General features: G+C 32.2%; 16 protein-coding genes and 1 pseudogene. 8 read left to right on the top strand and 9 right to left on the bottom strand.

Annotation, left to right across the window (positions count from 1 at the left end; all coding sequences use genetic code 11):
• Positions 1-100: 100 nt before the first annotated feature.
• A complete protein-coding gene (locus ACFVR2_RS09795; protein ID WP_387361209.1) occupies positions 101-1147 on the top strand; it encodes a polyamine ABC transporter substrate-binding protein in 1047 nt (348 codons plus the stop codon).
• Positions 1148-1224: 77 nt separating this feature from the next.
• On the opposite strand, the gene ACFVR2_RS09800 is transcribed toward ACFVR2_RS09795, so the two are convergent.
• The gene (locus ACFVR2_RS09800) at positions 1225-1650 is read right to left on the bottom strand and encodes a MarR family winged helix-turn-helix transcriptional regulator (protein ID WP_387361211.1); all 426 of its coding nucleotides are present in this window, start codon (positions 1648-1650) and stop codon (positions 1225-1227) included.
• A gap of 202 nt (positions 1651-1852) precedes the next feature.
• Between ACFVR2_RS09800 and ACFVR2_RS09805 the strand changes: the two are divergent.
• A pseudogene (locus ACFVR2_RS09805) lies at positions 1853-2051 on the top strand (histidinol dehydrogenase); the annotation flags it as partial.
• Between the two features lie 250 nt (positions 2052-2301).
• Here the strand turns inward: ACFVR2_RS09805 and ACFVR2_RS09810 are convergent.
• Complete coding sequence (locus tag ACFVR2_RS09810; protein WP_387361745.1) at positions 2302-2910, bottom strand: YitT family protein; 609 nt, start codon at positions 2908-2910, stop codon at positions 2302-2304.
• Positions 2911-3544: 634 nt separating this feature from the next.
• On the opposite strand from ACFVR2_RS09810, the gene adhE reads away from it, so the two are divergent.
• From adhE to ACFVR2_RS09825, 3 genes are all read left to right on the top strand, one after another.
• Complete coding sequence (adhE, locus tag ACFVR2_RS09815; RefSeq protein ID WP_387361213.1) at positions 3545-6148, top strand: bifunctional acetaldehyde-CoA/alcohol dehydrogenase; 2604 nt, start codon at positions 3545-3547, stop codon at positions 6146-6148.
• Positions 6149-6245: 97 nt separating this feature from the next.
• A complete protein-coding gene (locus tag ACFVR2_RS09820; RefSeq protein ID WP_387361215.1) occupies positions 6246-7154 on the top strand; it encodes an RluA family pseudouridine synthase in 909 nt (302 codons plus the stop codon).
• Between the two features lie 10 nt (positions 7155-7164).
• Positions 7165-7863 carry a copper homeostasis protein CutC gene (locus ACFVR2_RS09825; RefSeq protein WP_387361217.1) on the top strand — a complete coding sequence of 233 codons (699 nt, stop codon included), beginning with the start codon at positions 7165-7167 and terminating at the stop codon, positions 7861-7863.
• Between the two features lie 92 nt (positions 7864-7955).
• On the opposite strand, the gene ACFVR2_RS09830 is transcribed toward ACFVR2_RS09825, so the two are convergent.
• The 7 genes from ACFVR2_RS09830 to phaQ all read right to left on the bottom strand — a co-directional run bounded on the left by ACFVR2_RS09830 (position 7956) and on the right by phaQ (position 14825).
• Positions 7956-8783, bottom strand: coding sequence for a CAP domain-containing protein (locus ACFVR2_RS09830; RefSeq protein WP_387361219.1), 828 nt, complete (start codon positions 8781-8783; stop codon positions 7956-7958).
• 1130 nt (positions 8784-9913) lie between these two features.
• Positions 9914-11011: an SDR family oxidoreductase gene (locus tag ACFVR2_RS09835; RefSeq protein ID WP_387361221.1), complete on the bottom strand. Its 1098-nt coding sequence runs from the start codon at positions 11009-11011 to the stop codon at positions 9914-9916.
• A gap of 500 nt (positions 11012-11511) precedes the next feature.
• Positions 11512-12876: an N-acetylglucosamine-specific PTS transporter subunit IIBC gene (gene nagE, locus ACFVR2_RS09840; protein WP_387361223.1), complete on the bottom strand. Its 1365-nt coding sequence runs from the start codon at positions 12874-12876 to the stop codon at positions 11512-11514.
• 185 nt (positions 12877-13061) lie between these two features.
• Complete coding sequence (locus ACFVR2_RS09845) at positions 13062-13250, bottom strand: alpha/beta-type small acid-soluble spore protein (RefSeq protein ID WP_056474082.1); 189 nt, start codon at positions 13248-13250, stop codon at positions 13062-13064.
• A gap of 90 nt (positions 13251-13340) precedes the next feature.
• The gene (locus ACFVR2_RS09850; RefSeq protein WP_387361225.1) at positions 13341-13784 is read right to left on the bottom strand and encodes a MaoC family dehydratase; all 444 of its coding nucleotides are present in this window, start codon (positions 13782-13784) and stop codon (positions 13341-13343) included.
• A 64-nt stretch (positions 13785-13848) separates the two neighbouring features.
• Entirely contained in the window at positions 13849-14358 is a 510-nt protein-coding gene (locus ACFVR2_RS09855) for a hypothetical protein (RefSeq protein ID WP_387361227.1), read from the bottom strand.
• 47 nt (positions 14359-14405) lie between these two features.
• Positions 14406-14825: a poly-beta-hydroxybutyrate-responsive repressor gene (gene phaQ / locus ACFVR2_RS09860; protein WP_387361229.1), complete on the bottom strand. Its 420-nt coding sequence runs from the start codon at positions 14823-14825 to the stop codon at positions 14406-14408.
• A 208-nt stretch (positions 14826-15033) separates the two neighbouring features.
• On the opposite strand from phaQ, the gene ACFVR2_RS09865 reads away from it, so the two are divergent.
• From ACFVR2_RS09865 to phaC, 3 genes are all read left to right on the top strand, one after another.
• Complete coding sequence (locus tag ACFVR2_RS09865) at positions 15034-15546, top strand: polyhydroxyalkanoic acid synthase subunit PhaR (protein WP_387361231.1); 513 nt, start codon at positions 15034-15036, stop codon at positions 15544-15546.
• A 21-nt stretch (positions 15547-15567) separates the two neighbouring features.
• Positions 15568-16311 (top strand): 3-oxoacyl-ACP reductase, encoded by a 744-nt coding sequence (locus ACFVR2_RS09870; RefSeq protein ID WP_387361747.1) that lies wholly within the window; start codon positions 15568-15570, stop codon positions 16309-16311.
• Between the two features lie 63 nt (positions 16312-16374).
• Positions 16375-17439: a class III poly(R)-hydroxyalkanoic acid synthase subunit PhaC gene (phaC, locus tag ACFVR2_RS09875; protein WP_098429934.1), complete on the top strand. Its 1065-nt coding sequence runs from the start codon at positions 16375-16377 to the stop codon at positions 17437-17439.
• Positions 17440-17448 lie beyond the last annotated feature (9 nt).

Consider the following 17448-nt stretch of genomic DNA (forward strand, 5'->3'; position numbering starts at 1 on the left):
TAGGTCTAGTTTCACTAAAAAACGGGGCTTCTGGATTAGAAATCAACCAAGGCATATTGGATTTATGTGCCAAAATTTAAGGAGGTAGTCAGTAGGCATTATGAGTATATTTAGAAAAACTGCTGCAATAATGGTTTCTTTAGGCTTAGTAAGTTTACTTTTATCTGCCTGTTCAGTTGGAAAAAAAGAATTAAATATTTATAGCTGGGCAGATAATTTTGACGAGAAAGTTTTAGAATCATTTGAAAAGAAATATGATGTTAAAATTAATTATCAAGTTTTTGCAAGTAATGAAGAGTTGTATGCAAAACTAAAAGCTGGTGGCTCGAATTATGATGTAATCCAGCCTTCAGATTATATGGTTAAACTAATGATTCATCAAAATATGTTGGCTAAATTAGATAGAAGTAAGATGCCAAATTTAAATAATATTTCACCTCAATATACAAATCAAGAGTTTGATCCAAAAGGTGACTACTCAGTTGTTTATACTGGGGGATTAACAGGGATTGCCTATAATCCAAAATATGTAAAAGAGAATATAGATAGCTGGAATGATCTATGGAATCCAAAATACAAAGGCCATGTTACTTTACTTGATGACAATAGAGAAGTATTTGGAATGGGATTAATTAAAAATGGCTATTCAAATAGTTCAACAAATGAAGACGAATTGCTAAAAGCTTATAACAATTTAAAAACATTAACACCTAACTTATTAGCATTCGATACAGATACGGTAAAACAAAAGTTTATTACCGAAGATGCTTGGATTGGTCAAGTATGGTCCGGAGATGCTGCTTATATTCAAAAAGAACTTAAAGATGTTAAATGGGTTGTACCAAAAGAAGGATCTTCAAGATGGGCAGATACTTTGGCAATACCAAAAGATGCAAAACAAAAAGATCTTGCTGAAAAGTTTATAAACTATATATATGATCCAAAAGTAAGTGCACAAAATTATGAGGCGATTGGCTATGCTGATCCAAATAGTAAATCAGGGCCATATCATTCGGCGGAGTATAAACAAAATCCGTATATTAATGTAACAAAAGAACAAACTGATGCAACCAACTGGATTAAGGACGTTGGGGACCAAACAGAACTATATGATAAGTATTGGACAGAATTGAAAACTGGCAAGTAATCATTTCAGACAGTCTGAAACTCAAATTTTTTGTACTTTGTCTACACACTAAGGTTATCTCCTACGAGATAACCTTTTTAGTTTGAGATTAATTTGTTTAATAAAAATCGAAATTGGTCTCTTTCACTATAGGATAGGTTTTCGAATAAAGTTAGCCACAATTCTTGACGGAAATTGAAGATTTCTTCAATCAAACGTTTTCCTTCATCTGTTAATTCAAGCCATGTAACTCTTCGATCACGGCTATCCCTTTTTCGAGAAATTAAATGATTATTAACCAATTTATTGACAGCGGTTGTAATCGAACCTGAAGATAATCCAATTTGTCTTCCAAGTTCAGAAGCAGTAATTTTTTGATTTTTATATATTAAATATAAAAGCAAATATTTTGGTGGAGTTAAGGAGTTTTTTACTTCCTCATCAGTTTTTTGCCAGTTTTTTCGAACTCGAATCATTAAACTTGTTAAATCATCTAGAAGAAGTTTGTCGTTTTCGGTTAACAAGGCAGAATCCGCCTCCTAAATTATGAATTAATGTTGTATATAAAGTGGGTATTGTACGTATAGGTTACCAATATTCTAAATCATTTACAAGAATGAAGGGAATTTAAGCAATATTTTTAAATTTGTCAAGTTTTGGCTGTATAGTATCTATAGTGTTTTGTAAATAGTATGATAAAAGAGACATTGGTAGGGGTGAAGTTCAATGTTTAAGTATTTTAAGTTTAAAATAAATGATACTGTTCAATTTGTGAAGAACGATGGTCATTTCTATCGAGTGATCGGGTACAGGATCGAAAAAAGTATTTATTTAAATGATGAGTACAGCAGCATTATTTACGAACTCTTACGAGAATTTGACGGTCTTCAAGTTGACGCTGAAGAAGAAGAATTAGTAAGCGTATCAAACTTTGATGAATTCTACGGTTCAATGTTTGAAAAACTAGGTACATTTACAATTAAGTTTGCTAAAAAGCAAGAAGAAGTAAAGATAACAAACATGGGTGAAGCTTCATCCGTGGACGAGCTATTAGATAAATATAATGATTATCGAAGACTAGCAATACTTTTTAAAGATTGTTTATATGATTTAGCTGCCGAAAATGTTCTAAATGAGCTCACGGATTTTTCGGAATCCAAAAAAGATTACATGCATTAAGCATGTAATCTTTTTTCATTAGATTTAATTGTAACAGATTTTTTTTGAAATTTACTTTCATAGACAAATTCAGTTACTTTCGCGCAGATTGCGACTGAAAGAATTGTATATCCTACTTCATTCCATGATAGATAGGTTAGTGAACAAAGAAGAATCACAGAGTCAAAAATAAAGTATACTTTACCGATCGATATTTTAGATTTTTTGCTCATTATAATTGTTATTAAATCATCTCCACCAGTTGCACCGCCACTTCTTAGAATTAACCCTAAACCAAGTCCAGCGAAAATTCCACCTAAAATAGCGGGTATCCAAAGATGATTTCCAAAGTTAAATGTAATATCGGATGTTTTTTCAATTATAGAATAAAAAGCAGAAAATGAAATGGCTCCGATGGTAGTATTGATTAATAACTTTCTACCTAAATACAATCCAGCAATCAAGATAATTGGAATATCGAGTAGCAAAGTTGTAATTGAAGGTGATATATTTAATGCGTTTTTTACTAATAAAGCAATACCAATAAATCCACCTTCAGCTAAATTATTTTGATAATGAAAATGATACAGTGTAGTGGCTAAAATAAATGAACCAATTAAAATCATTAAGGTCTCACCCAAACGATTGTTACTCATCGTTATTTCCTCTTTTCGTAGTTAGTAGTTAAAAAGTACAGCTATAAACTAACTACGTACATATAGAGCTCGTAGTTAGTTTTTTATCTTTCTAACTACAAAGCTATATATCATTGAAGAAATAACATAATCGCCTGTCAACCATAGTTTCGCCTACCTTCAGTTTTATTTTAGAGTTCTTTTGGTTCTCTAAATAAAAACCGCTAAGTGTAGGATAAGTCTTTACGTTGCCAAATGCTCCTTCGAGCAATCATGGTTACACGTCCTTTGTTCCAGTTTAGTTAGAAAAATCTAACAGGTGAAAAATAAGTTCCTTGAGAACTTATTCTTAATTTTATCATATGCAAAAATATTTGAAAAAAGAAAAGAATTAACAAAAATCTACAAAATGTTAGAAGTAAGGAAGGAATAAGTTGTTAGTAAACATGTTTTGTTGAAAAAAATGTGAAACATTTCACAAAATAGACATAGCATTTTCAATAAAAACGATATATAGTATATTTGTAAACGAAATTGTGAAACATTTCACAAATATAAATGATAAATGGGACTTAATGAACCTTAAATAGGATGATTAAATCCAACATCAGAGGAGGAGAGCCAAATGGCTGTTCAAGAGAAAACTGTAAATGAAATATCTATCGCTTCTGAAATGGTAAATGAATTAGTTTTAAAAGGACAAAAAGCATTAAAGGAATTTGAAAGATACAATCAAGATCAAATCAATGAAATTGTACATTCGATGGTTCTAGCTGGTTTAGATCAACATATGCCACTTGCAAAAATGGCAGTTGAGGAAACAGGGCGTGGAATCTATGAGGATAAAATTATTAAAAATATATTTGCTACAGAATATATATGGAATTCAATAAAAGATAATAAAACGGTTGGAATCATAAGTGAAGATCAACAAACAGGAATAACAGAAATTGCCGAACCTGTTGGGGTAATTGCAGGTGTAACTCCAACAACTAATCCAACGTCAACAACATTATTTAAAGCAATCATTGCGATTAAAACAAGAAACCCAATTATTTTCGCTTTTCATCCTTCCGCACAAAAATGTAGTAGAGAAGCAGCAAGAATCGTTCGTGATGCGGCAATAAAAGCTGGAGCACCTGAAAACTGTGTACAATGGATTGAAGTCCCATCTATTGAAGCAACAAAGTGTTTAATGAATCATGAAGGAGTAGCACTTGTTTTAGCAACAGGTGGTGCTGGAATGGTTAAATCGGCTTATAGTACAGGAAAACCTGCTTTAGGTGTTGGACCTGGTAATGTACCATGCTATATCGAGAAATCTGCTGAAATAAAGTGTGCGGTAAATGATCTTATTCTTTCAAAAACATTTGATAATGGAATGATTTGTGCATCTGAACAAGCAGTTATTGTAGATAAAGAAGTTTATGACGAAGTGAAAGCAGAGTTAATATCAAATAATTGTTATTTTGCTACAAAAGCAGATAAAAAGAAATTAGAAAAGCTTGTCATAAATGAAGCTACATGTGCTGTAAATGGTGACATTGTTGGTAAATCTGCATATGAAATAGCAGCATTAGCTGGAGTAAATGTACCAGTAGATACAAAAATTCTTATCGTTGAATGTGATAGCGTGGGTGCGAATGAACCTTTAACAAGAGAAAAACTAAGTCCAGTTTTAGCTGCAATTAAAGTAAATGGTAAAGAAGAAGGATTTAAACGTTGTGAAGAAATGTTAGAGCTTGGAGGATTAGGACATTCTGCAGTTATTCATAGTAATAATGAAGAAATTCAAAAAGAGTTTGGACTAAGAATGAAAGCATGTCGAGTAATTGCAAATGCTCCTTCAGCTCATGGTGGAATTGGGGATTTATATAACGCATTTATTCCTTCTTTAACATTAGGCTGTGGATCGCACGGTAAGAATTCTGTATCGACTAACGTAACAACTGTTCATTTATTAAATATTAAAAAATTGGGAAGAAGAAATATGAATATGCAATGGGTCAAACTACCACCAAAAATTTATTTTGAAAAATATTCAACTCAATATTTAGAAAAAATGCCTAATATTAAAAGAGCATTTATTGTAACAGACGAAGCAATGGTTAAATTAGGTTATGTTGACGTGATAAAATATTATTTAGAGAAAAGACAAGAGAATATTCAGATTGAAATCTTTTCAGATGTAGAACCAGATCCTTCAGATGTTACTGTAATGAAGGGTGCAGATAGAATGTTATCATTTGAACCGGATACAATTATTGCTTTCGGTGGTGGATCTGCTATGGATGCAGCCAAGGGTATGTGGATGTTTTTTGAATACCCAGAAACTACTCTGGATGGACCTAAACAAAAATTCCTAGATATTCGAAAAAGAGCTTATAAATACCCTAAATTAGGTCGTAAAGCTCAGTTTGTAGCAATTCCAACGACTTCAGGTACTGGTTCAGAGGTCACACCATTTGCTGTAATTACTGATAAAGCTAATAACATTAAATATCCATTAGCTGATTATGAATTAACGCCAGATGTAGCAATTATTGACGCTCAATTCGTATCAACTGTTCCTAAAAGCATTACAGCAGATACAGGAATGGATGTATTAACACATGCAATTGAGGCTTATGTCAGTGTATTAGCAAATGATTATACAGATGGATTAGCATTACAAGCTATTAAATTAGTATTTAAATATTTGCCTAAAGCTTATGAAAATGGGAACGATTTTGAGGCACGTGAAAAAATGCATAATGCATCGGCAATCGCAGGTATGGCATTTGCAAATGCGTTCTTAGGAATTAACCATAGCTTAGCGCATAAAATTGGAGCGGAATTCCATATCCCTCATGGCAGAGCAAATGCGATTTTAATGCCACATGTAATAAGATATAATGCTAAAAAACCAACTAAATTTACAGCTTTCCCTAAATATAAGCATTTCATTGCAGATGAACGATATGCTGAAATTGCTCGTTTCCTAGGCCTACCTGCCTCAACAACTGAGGAGGGTGTTGAAAGTTTAATTGCAGCAGTTATTAAGTTAGCTAAGGAATTAAATATAAATATGAGTATCGAAGCACAAGGAGTTACTGAAAAAGAATTTATAGAAAAAGTTTCATATTTAGCTGATCGTGCTTTTGAAGATCAATGTACTACTGCTAATCCAAAACTACCTCTAGTAAAAGAATTAGAAGAAGTTTATCTGAATGCATTCAAAGGATGTTAATGAATTAAAATAGATTAAAGAAGGAGCACCTAAACAGGTGCTTCTTTTTTGGCTAATTATTTTGATATAATAGTCATATTGAAAGTGGTGATTAAAAATGGAATTAAAGCAACAAAGTCCATGGTTCAAGGTAAAAATAGGTGAAGAACATAAAAATCAAACAGTAGAATCGTATTTAAAAAATATATGGCAGTTTCCTAAGAAATTGCTACATGAATTAAGGACGGCAAAAGGGTTTAAGATAAACGGAGAAGCTAAACCTTGGAATACGATACTTTTAAGTGGCGATCAAGTTGAAATGCTATTGTTCATAGAGGAAGATTATGGTGTAATTCCACAAGAACAATCTATAGAAATCTGTTACGAAGATGAACATTTATTAATTGCTAATAAACCGTTTGGAGTTGACACACATCCGAATGAAAAAGGACAGTTAAATACATTAGCAAATGGGGTAGCATTTCATTTTCAAGAAAATGGATTAAAAACAAAAGTACGCCATATACATCGCCTCGATAAAGACACTACTGGTGGAGTCGTATTTGCTAAACATGCATTAAGTAGTGCAATTCTGGATTCGATGTTAAGTCAACGTAAAATAAAACGTACTTATACAGCTATAGTTGAAGGGAATGTGAATTCATCAAAAGGTACAATAAATGAAGCGATTGGAAGAGATCGACATCATCCTACAAGAAGAAGGGTTTCACCAAAAGGCGATCATGCAATTACACATTATAAAAAAATAAGATACATATCAAACTTGAATGTAACATTATTAGAATGTCAGTTAGATACTGGTCGTACACATCAAATTCGAGTTCATTTAAGTTTTTTAGGTCATCCATTAATTGGAGATTTATTATATGGTGGGAAACAAAAATTATTGAATCGTCAAGGATTACACGCCAGTAATGTACAATTTACGCATCCTTTTACGAAAGAAAATGTTTCGATTCATATCCCATTCCCGTCGGACATAAAACAAATACTTAACGAAAAGTGAGATGAATGAAATGTTATTAGAAGTCATTGCCACAAATGTAAAAGATGCATTAGATGCAGAAAGGTTTGGGGCAAATCGAATCGAATTAGTAACTGGAATAAAAGAGGGTGGCTTGACACCAAGTTACGCGACAATTAAACATGTTGTTCAAAGTGTTTCAATTCCAGTACATGTAATGATTCGTCCACATAGTCGTTCTTTTTTATATGATCAATATGACCAAGAAGTAATCTTAAGTGATATTGATGTTTGTAAAGAGCTCGGAGCAGCAGGTATCGTTTTTGGTGCATTGACTACAGAGAATACAATTGATGAAGATCTTTTAAAAAAAGTAACGGCTCGAGTAAAAGATATGAACTTTACGTTTCATAGAGCAATAGATGAATCAAATAATCTTCTAACAGCTATTAATACATTAAAACAGTACCCTGAGATTACGCATGTATTAACATCTGGCGGTGTTGCTAGTGCTATTGATGGAAAAGAAACAATAAAAAATATGATCGAATTGACAAATAATTCGAATATAAAAATTTTAGCAGGAAGCGGATTATCCATTGAAAATGTAGCAGACTTCATTGAATTTTCGAAAGTAGAAGAAATACATTTTGGTTCTGGTGTTCGAAAAAATAACTCTGCAATAGAAGTAATTGATTCTTCTTTAATGGAAAGTTTGCGAAGAAGGTTAGTACGAGGATCAGTCAAATAATGTTTGAATACATCAAAGTTATTTTCACATAATAAAAAAAGTAGTCCGCAAAAACGGACTACTTATCATACAGCTTTATACAATTTTATTTATTATTTACCGATAAATTGTTGAGTCCAAGCATTTGATCTTGAGTCATAACCAACACCAATTTGAGTTAAGTTAGGATTTAAGATATTTGCACGGTGACCAGCACTGTTCATCCAAGCAGTAACTACTTCTTCAGGTGTTTTTTGACCTTTAGCAATGTTTTCTGCTGCATAGCTATAAGTGATTCCGAATTGTTTCATCATATCAAATGGTGATCCATAAGTCGGTGAAGTGTGATCAAAGTAATTTTTGTCAGTCATATCTTGTGATTTTAAACGTGCTGTTTTAGATAATGTTGCATTAACAGTAAATGGTTTTAAACCAGCTTTTGTACGTTCAGCATTTGTTAAATCAACTACTTTTGATTCATAAGCTGATAATGATGCTGAATTTGATGGTGTTTCTGTTGACGGTGTTGATGGTTTAGTTGGTGTTGTCGGCGTTGTTGGTTTAGATGGTGTAGTTGGTACCGTCGGTTTTGTTGTTGGTGTTGAAGGTGTTGATGGTTTAGCCGGTGTAGCTGGCGTCGTTGGTACTGTTGGTTTTGTAGTTGTATTTGAACTATTACCTTGTTTTAGTTGAGCTTCTAATTGTTGTTTAATTGAATCTTGAAGCTTAGTCATATCAATACCAAATTTAGATAAATCTATTTTACCGTTAGTAGTGTTTAAGCTTGGTAGATTAAAGTAGCTAAATAATACATTATTTAAATCAACTTTTTGAGTATATGCTTTTGTATCCTTATTAATTGTATCCGCGTGAACTGCAGTTACAGGAGCACCCACTAGTAGAGTAGCAGCCAATGTTGATAATGAGATTACTTTTTTCATGTCTTATTCCTCCATTTGTTTGGTTATTGTCTCGCTGTACAAGTAATACTTTAGCATGAAAACGCATGACATAATTATGGGAAATAATGGGGAGCAAAATTTGAGGATTTTTTTGGTAGTACTGTTTTAGTACAGAAATAAAAAAATCGTTGTTATTACAACTATTTTACTAGAATAATATTAAATAAGTAACGTAAATTTTTGCTTAAAATTTCCATTAAAAAAGTTTGAAGTTAAGAAAACGTCATATTTCTCCGTTATATTACAGGAAGAAAAATCCAGTTTTGTTGTTATCCAGTTACGATTGTAATCATTCTGTAATGAACGTATTGAGGGTGAATAATTTGAAATTATTTATTGATGATACTAGGCAAGCTCCATACGGTTTTTATAGGCAAGATCCTTTGAGGAAGGAATAAAAGAATGTAAAACATCAACAATTTCAACAAATATCCTTGGAATATAAGCTAAGCTACCCGATATTGGAAAGAAAATGGATTAGACCATATAAAGAGGTTTCTTGCACATACTTGGCGTTTTTAAAATGGTAAATGAAAAAAATCATTAATAATAGAAGAAAAGAAAACTAAAATTACATAGAGCTATTATTAAAAGGACACTATTAGATTAGTGTCCTTTCGAGTGTTGAAATATAAAATGATCAATAGAGAAAACGGACATTAAATGAACATTTATTAATGATGAAATTATCATTTTTTAGATAATCTATCTATTAATATGAGTAGTTTATTAATTAATGTTCGATATTAATTGACCTACAAACTGATTAATAACAACTGTTAGGATACTCAAAGTAAAGGCTATTTGATTAGGATTTTATTTCATACTTTTTTTATGAATAAGTTGATTGGAATGGAAGGGGGCTCGACTCCTATGGGATAAGCGGGAAGGCTAAAGACCCCGCAGGCTCGCCGAGGAGGCTAAAGAATCTCGCCCCATGGAAAGCGAGCATCCCGTAGTGGAAATCAACATCACTCTACTCCTTTACGAAAATTTGATACTAAATTGACAAGATTATTATTCAACAGCATGAGGACACTAAACTAAATTAGGTTAGTGTCCTTTAAACTTTTCCTTCATATATATAGGAACGAAATTACATAACAGTGTTACTTAATTAATACATGCTTCTCTATTACAGACTTATGCACTTTATAATAATTTGTAATAACAGGGAGGATTTCTTTGAAGTCCGGACATTTAATATTTGTGTTTTGTAGATCAGTTAAAGTATTAATACAATCATATTCGGATTTACAATTAAAATAAGATAAAACTTCTTTTTCAACTTTAAGTAATCGTCTGATGAATGGAATGGAAAGGAGAGGACTAATAAATTTAATTGGAATAATTCCTATTGTAGTTTTGTTTAAATAATAGGAAAGAAAGTCTTTATAAACATCCTGTACAGGGTAAGGAGAGGGATCTGTAATTTGATAAGTTTTGTTAACACCGATTTCTGCATGACTCAAATAGTAAACAGCATTAATTAGGTAGTCGATGGGAATGAAATTGCAATAAGCATTGTCTTTACCAATTCGTGGTATAGGTAAATAGCGAAGTTTTGTGAAGAAATTTAAAATGAAATATGGTCCATCAAATTTACTTGTCTCACCAGTTTCTGAATGACCAACTACAATTCCAGGTCTTATGATGGTGATTGGCAGTTGGGTTTTTAGTTTCTCAACTTCTATTTCAGCATAATACTTCGTTTCTTCATAAAAGTTTTTAAATGTTTGTCCCATTTCTAACTCATGTTCATAAATTCTTCCTTCACGAGTTCCAGAGACATAGCTAGTACTAAAATAGGTGTAACGCTTCAAAGATTTCAGTTTAAGCGCAAATTCATTTACGTTTATTGTTCCTTTCACATTTACTTCATATGCAACTTTTTTAGGAACTGCAAGGTCGTAAATTGCAGCCAAATGAAATAAGTCCGTTACCTTATTAATAAGTACATTAAGATTTTTTAGGCTGAGTCCAAAGTTTTTCTGGGTGATATCACCACTTAAAAGTTCTATTTTTAAAAGAGTGTAATCTGGATATTTTTGATCTAATGTAATTAAAAAGTCTCGGCATTGTTTTTCAGTATTAGGAAGAATGAGTAAATAAATTTTTTGAAAAGACATTTCATTATCAAGAATTTTGATGAGTAATTCCTTTGAAATAAATCCAGGAAATCCAGTAATAAAATATGTTCTTTCCATTCTAACCCCCTACTTTATGTAAATTAAATCTCTTTGTTTATTTTATTAAAGAAAAATTCATTTAATGTAATATTTACTTCAATATTATAAAGGTATTTGGATCTTTTTTTTTCACTACGCTTGAACTTTTTATTAGGGGGAAGATTCAGGTAATAGCTTATTTAGTAACTCATGAACTACTTATGAGTAAGTATAATTCATGATTTAGCTAATTTAGTTCCTCATGAACCGCTTATGAGTAAGTATAATTTATGATTTAGCTAATTTAGATCTTCATGAACCGTTTATGAGTAAGTTTAGTTCATGATATAGCTAATTTAGGTCCTCATGAACCCATTATGAGGAACTAAAATTCATGTTTAAGCATATAAAGTTCCTCATGACCCTCTTATGGGTATGTATCCTTCAGTTTTTAGCTTTTTCACCGACTCATAAATCCTTTAATGAGCAAAGTAAAGCAAGAAAAAAGCTTGCCCATAAGGACAAGCTTTTAATTTCAATTATTTAACTTCTTTCTTCAAGTCTTCAGCAACAAACTCTACGTTTGTACCTACAACTACTTGTACGTTTTTATCGTCTAATTTAATAACTCCACGAGCACCTGCTTTTTTAAGAAGTGCTTCATTTACTTTTGAAGCATCTTTTACTTGTAAGCGTAAACGAGTTGTACAGTTATCAATATTTGTTAAGTTTTCTTTTCCACCTAAAGCTTGTAGGTATAATGAATCACCAATTTCAGTTGTTACTTCATCAGTTTCAACTTCTTCGTCTTCACGACCTGGTGTTTTAATGTTAAATTTCTTAATTGCGAAGTAGAACACTACAAAGTAAATTACACCAAAGATTAAACCGATTAGGATTAACAGAATAGGTTTTGTTGCAATATTATAGTTCAGAATGTAGTCCATGAAACCAGCTGAGAATGTAAAGCCATCTTTAATTCCTAAAGCATTTACGATACCCATTGATAAACCAGTTAAGATTGCATGGAATGTATATAGTACTGGAGCAATGAACATGAATGCAAATTCGATTGGTTCTGTAATACCTGTTAAGAAAGATGTTAAAGCTAGACCAATAAACATACCTGCAACAGTTTTACGTCTTTCTGGTTTTGCAGCAGCGATCATTGCGAATGCAGCAGCTGGAAGACCAAACATCATAATTGGGAAGAAACCAGTCATGAATGCACCAGCAGATTTGTCACCAGCGAAGAATCTGTTTAAGTCACCGTGAACTAATTTACCAGCAGCATCAGTAAAGTCACCTAAGTTGAACCAGAAAATTGTATTTAAAACGTGATGTAATCCTAATGGGATTAAGATACGGTTTAAGAAACCGAATACTGCAGCTCCGATTGGACCGATATCAATAATCCAGTTACCAACTGAGTTAATTGCATCTTGAATTGTTGGCCATACATAACCAAATATTCCTGCTAATAAAAGCATAGCAGCAGACGTTATAATTGGAACGAAGCGTCGTCCACTAAAGAAACCTAACCATTCAGGTAATTTAATACCACTGAATCGGTTGTAAAGAAGACCAGCTACAACCCCAGTTATAATACCACCAAGGGCAGCCATATTAATATCTTTATTTATTGTAGTTGTTCCCGCAGTTAGTACGAAGTAACCGATTGCACCTGCGAGACCAGCGGCTCCATTTCCATCCTTTGAAATACCGATTGCAACACCGATCGCAAAGATTAACGGAAGATTAGAGAAAATTGCATTACCAGCAGCCGCCATAAACGGAATGTCTAGTAGATCAGGTTGTCCAAAGCGCAGTAAAAGTCCTGCAGCTGGAAGGACAGCGATTGGAAGCATTAATGCTTTACCAATGCGTTGTAAGAAACTAAGCATATTATTTTCCCTCCGAAAATTATTATAATGATTACGCTTTCAATATTAACTTAAAAGCTTCAACTTGTCTATACAACTAGTTAAGATAAAAATTGCTATTTTCTTCCAAGAAAATTAAAAATAAAAAGGGAAGAATCAATTCTTCCCCTATATTAAGCCATTTTATATAGTTTGTTTTTCTTTAATTATTGACCCTTTAAATGACTTTGCGCTTGAGCAATTAAACGTTTAGTGATTTCGCCACCAACGGATCCGTTTGAACGTGCAGTTGTATCGGATCCTAAAGTTACACCGAATTCGTTAGCGATTTCATATTTAAATTGATCAAGTGCTTGTTCTACACCTGGAACTAATAATTTATTTGTTCTTGTCATAATTATCTCCCTTTCTGTAAGTAATAGCTTACAATTCTATTTTTTACATTTAGGGATTTCTCATGCTTGGTAAATACAGTCATATTAGGGTTATGTTAACTTTTTAACCAATGCTGTTCCTTCAACGACAAGTACATCTTCTTGATTATATACATTCGTTTGAAGCGTTAATAATTTTTTATCATCTCTTTTACGTATAACACTTACGATCACTTTAATTGTGTCATTAATTTTTACAGGTGCTTTGAAAAATACTTCTTGAGATAAGTAGATGGTGTTTTTGCCGGGTAGTTTTGTACCTAGTACTGAGGAAATAAAGCTGCAAATCAACATACCATGTGCAATTCTTTCTTTAAAGATGCTTTCTTTTGCAAAATCATCTAATAAGTGAATTGGATTTACATCTGTTGAAATTGCAGCAAATTGTTCAATTAACTCTGCAGTAATTTTAACTTCAAGAGTAGCTTCGTCACCAACTGAAATGGAGTCAAAATGAACTTCCTGTACATTTCTTGCACTTTCGAAAACATTCATTTTGTTTCATCCTCTCCTAGATGAAATGTCTAGCTAATCAAGCAAATTGTTTAATAAATATTGATTATAGTTTTGTGAATGAGAATTCTTGTAAGTTTTTAAACCAATCTTCTTGAGTTTTTTGGAACTGTTGATACATGTTCGTCCAAGCAGTGTAAGGTGTGTTATTTAATGGTTGCTTAAAAAATTGTTGGAAAAATTGTTGTTGTTGATTTGAAAATGTACTCATAACTTGAAAAAACGGTTGATATGGGTTTTGATTCATATTTGTCCATAAAGATTGAAATGGAGTAAACTGATCAACTAATTTTTTCCAAGTTTTTTCATAAGTCTCTTGGTTAATTGTAGGCTTAATTTCATTTAATAACTTAATCATTTCCTGGAACTGCTCGTAAGACTCTTGTTGTTGTACTTGCACTTGCTCGTTTAAAGTTTTCCATTGTTTTGCTTGTTCTTGAAATAAAGACTCTGTCCATTGTTGAATTTGTAATTGATTGTCTAACAAATATTGAAGCATTTTTTGAAAATTCTCAGTTGCAAGTTCAGTTTGTAATTCGATTGTTTTTTCAGTCATTAGTGTTTCCTCCAAAAAAATTTATTATTGAATGCATTGCTGCAATTTCAATCATCTTTAAAACTTTGATCAGAGTTGCTAAATGGAAAGAATGAATTTGTGTAAATCGAAAAGAATGTTTGGAGCATCTGATTATATTGAGTAAATGAATTATGACAAGTTTTTAGATATTCCTCTCCGGCATCTGTAATTGAGTAAATTCGCTTAGCCGGACCTTCAATTCCATATTCCCAACTAGATTCAATATAACTTTCTTTTTCAAGTTGTCTTAGAATCCGATAAACATTACTTGAATCAAGCGTAGTAAAACCTAAATCAAATAATACTTGCATTAATTTATAGCCATGCATATTCCATTGCTTAAGGCTAAGAAGTAGAAAGGGAACCAAGAAGTTTTTAGGCAATGTAATCGATTCAGAGGTTTCGGGTTTATTTTTTTTACTTGTTTCCTTTTCATTTGTTGTCATAAAGTTATGTTCCCCCCTATATCGTAGTAATGGAATCATCATCCCTTAGGTGTAATTTACACTTAGTTAAATTTATTGTCAATGTATTTTAAATATAATGAATATTAAAATACAAATTTCGACATGAGATGTAGAAATATCGCGAAAACATTGGATTGTTTTGTCGTTAGCTTGTTTTCTATACTTAAAAGTAGTGAGGGGGATTAACATGTCAGAGCAAAATTATTCAGATCCATTGAAAATGTGGAAGCAAATGTATGATGTAAATGAAAAATACTTTGGAAAAATGATGAACGAATATGTTCAGAAAGAAGAATTTTCCGAGTGGATGGGTTCTGTAATAGATTTTAATCTATTTTGTAAAAAGATGTTGAATGATCAATCAAAGACCTTCTTAGAGGCTTCAAATATTGCTTCTAAAGAAGATATCGCAAATGTAGCTAGCTTAGTGATTAATTTAGAATCGAAAGTAGATACATTAGAAGATCAATTATATTTAGATTCCCAACCCGAGTTAGATGTAGCAGCATTGAAAAAAGAGTTAGACATTGTGACAGTTAAACGAGATCTTACAAAATTGAAAGCTGAAACCAAATCAATTCATCAACAAGTTAGTGATTTAAAGTCTTCAATGGAAAGCATTGAGCAACTAAAGTCTTCAATGGCTAACATTGAACAACTTTTACAACAATTAACTACTAAACAACCAACAAAACAATAATTAGTTAATAAAGGAGAAATGATAATGGATTTAGTAAATCGTGTAGCGATCGTAACAGGTGGAGCAAAAGGGATAGGAAAAGGTATAGCATTTGCTTTAGCAGAAAAAGGCGCAAAAGTTGTAATCAATTATAATAATAGTGAAGCACACGCAAAAGCAGTTGTAGATGAACTTTTTGAAAATGGTTATGAAGCGTTAGCAGTGCAAGCTAATGTTGCTGATTTAGATCAAGCAAAAGCATTAATTGATCGTACGGTTGAGCATTTTGGCCGATTAGACATTATTGTTAATAATGCTGGTATTACTAGAGACCGTAGTTTCAAAAAACTAAGTGCAGAAGATTGGCATGAGGTTATTGATGTAAATTTAAGCAGTGTTTATAACACATGTAATTCTGCTTTACCATACTTACTTGAATCTGATAACGCTCGTATTGTTAATATTTCATCAGTTATTGGTCAGGCAGGCGGATTCGGCCAAACAAACTATTCTGCTGCAAAAGCTGGTATGATTGGATTTACTAAATCTTTAGCACTTGAATTAGCAAAAACAAACGTAACAGTAAATTCTGTATGTCCTGGATTTATTGAAACTGACATGATAAACGAAATTCCAGAAAATGTAAAAGAGCAAATTAAATCAAGAATACCAAAAAGAAGATTTGGTACTGTAGAAGAGATTGCGAAAGCTGTTGTTTACTTATGTGAAGGTGGAGAGTACATTACTGGTCAACAGATTAATGTAAATGGCGGACTTTACGTTTAAGTCTTACTTATAGATGACCTTTTTTTCAGATCAAAAGGGGGGAAAAGTGTGTTTAATTCACAAATGTTAGAAGAAGCTACGGAATCGCTTCCGAGCGGATTAAAAGAATCTTACAAAAGATTGAAGAAAACTGCAGATATTCTTATAAAAGAGGGAGAGCCTTTAGTAGGTCAATCTCCTAAAGAAGTGATTTGGACTAAAAATAAAAGTAAATTATATCATTATATTCCAACTACAAAAAAAGTAAAAAAGACTCCAATCCTTCTTATCTATGCTCTAATTAATAAACCGTATATTCTTGATTTGACAAAGGGGAACTCTTTTGTTGAGTATCTTGTTAATGAAGGATTTGATGTTTATTTATTAGATTGGGGAACTTTTGGTCATGAAGATCGTCATTTGAAATTTGACGATATTATTCACGACTATATTGCAAAAGCAGTAAATAAGGTTCTTCGTTTTTCAGGTGCAAAAGAATTATCAATGTTAGGCTATTGTATGGGTGGTACTTTAACAAGTATTTATGCATCACTTTATGAAAATGCACCAATTAAAAACTTAATTTTTGTAACTAGTCCATTCGATTTTTCAGATACAGGATTATATGGTGCATTTTTAAATGAAAAATACTTTGCACTTGATAAAGCTGTTGATACATTAGGTAATATTCCTCCTGAAATGATCGATTTTGGTAACAAAATGTTAAAACCAGTTACTAATTTTGTTGGACCTTATGTAACATTATTGGATCGCTCTGATAATACAAAATTTATTAAATCGTGGCAGTTAATGCAAAAATGGGTTACAGATGGTATTCCATTCCCAGGTGAAGCATATCGCCAATGGATCAGAGAGTTTTACCAACAAAATAAATTATTAAGCGGTGACTTAGAAATTAGAGGAAGAAAAGTAGATGTTTCTAACATTAAAGCTAATGTTTTAAATATTTCTGCTACGAAAGACCATATTGCGATGCCTTGCCAAGTTGAAGCATTAAATGAGCATATTTCAAGTGTAGATAAGCAGTATGTGTCGATTCCATCGGGCCATGTATCAATCATGTTTGGACCTGTTTCATTAAAAACGACATATCCGACAATTGGTAAATGGTTAGCTGAAAGATCATAATTTCAGTAA

This window comes from Gottfriedia sp. NPDC057991, assembly GCF_042886615.1.
Lineage (GTDB): Bacteria > Bacillota > Bacilli > Bacillales > Bacillaceae_G > Gottfriedia.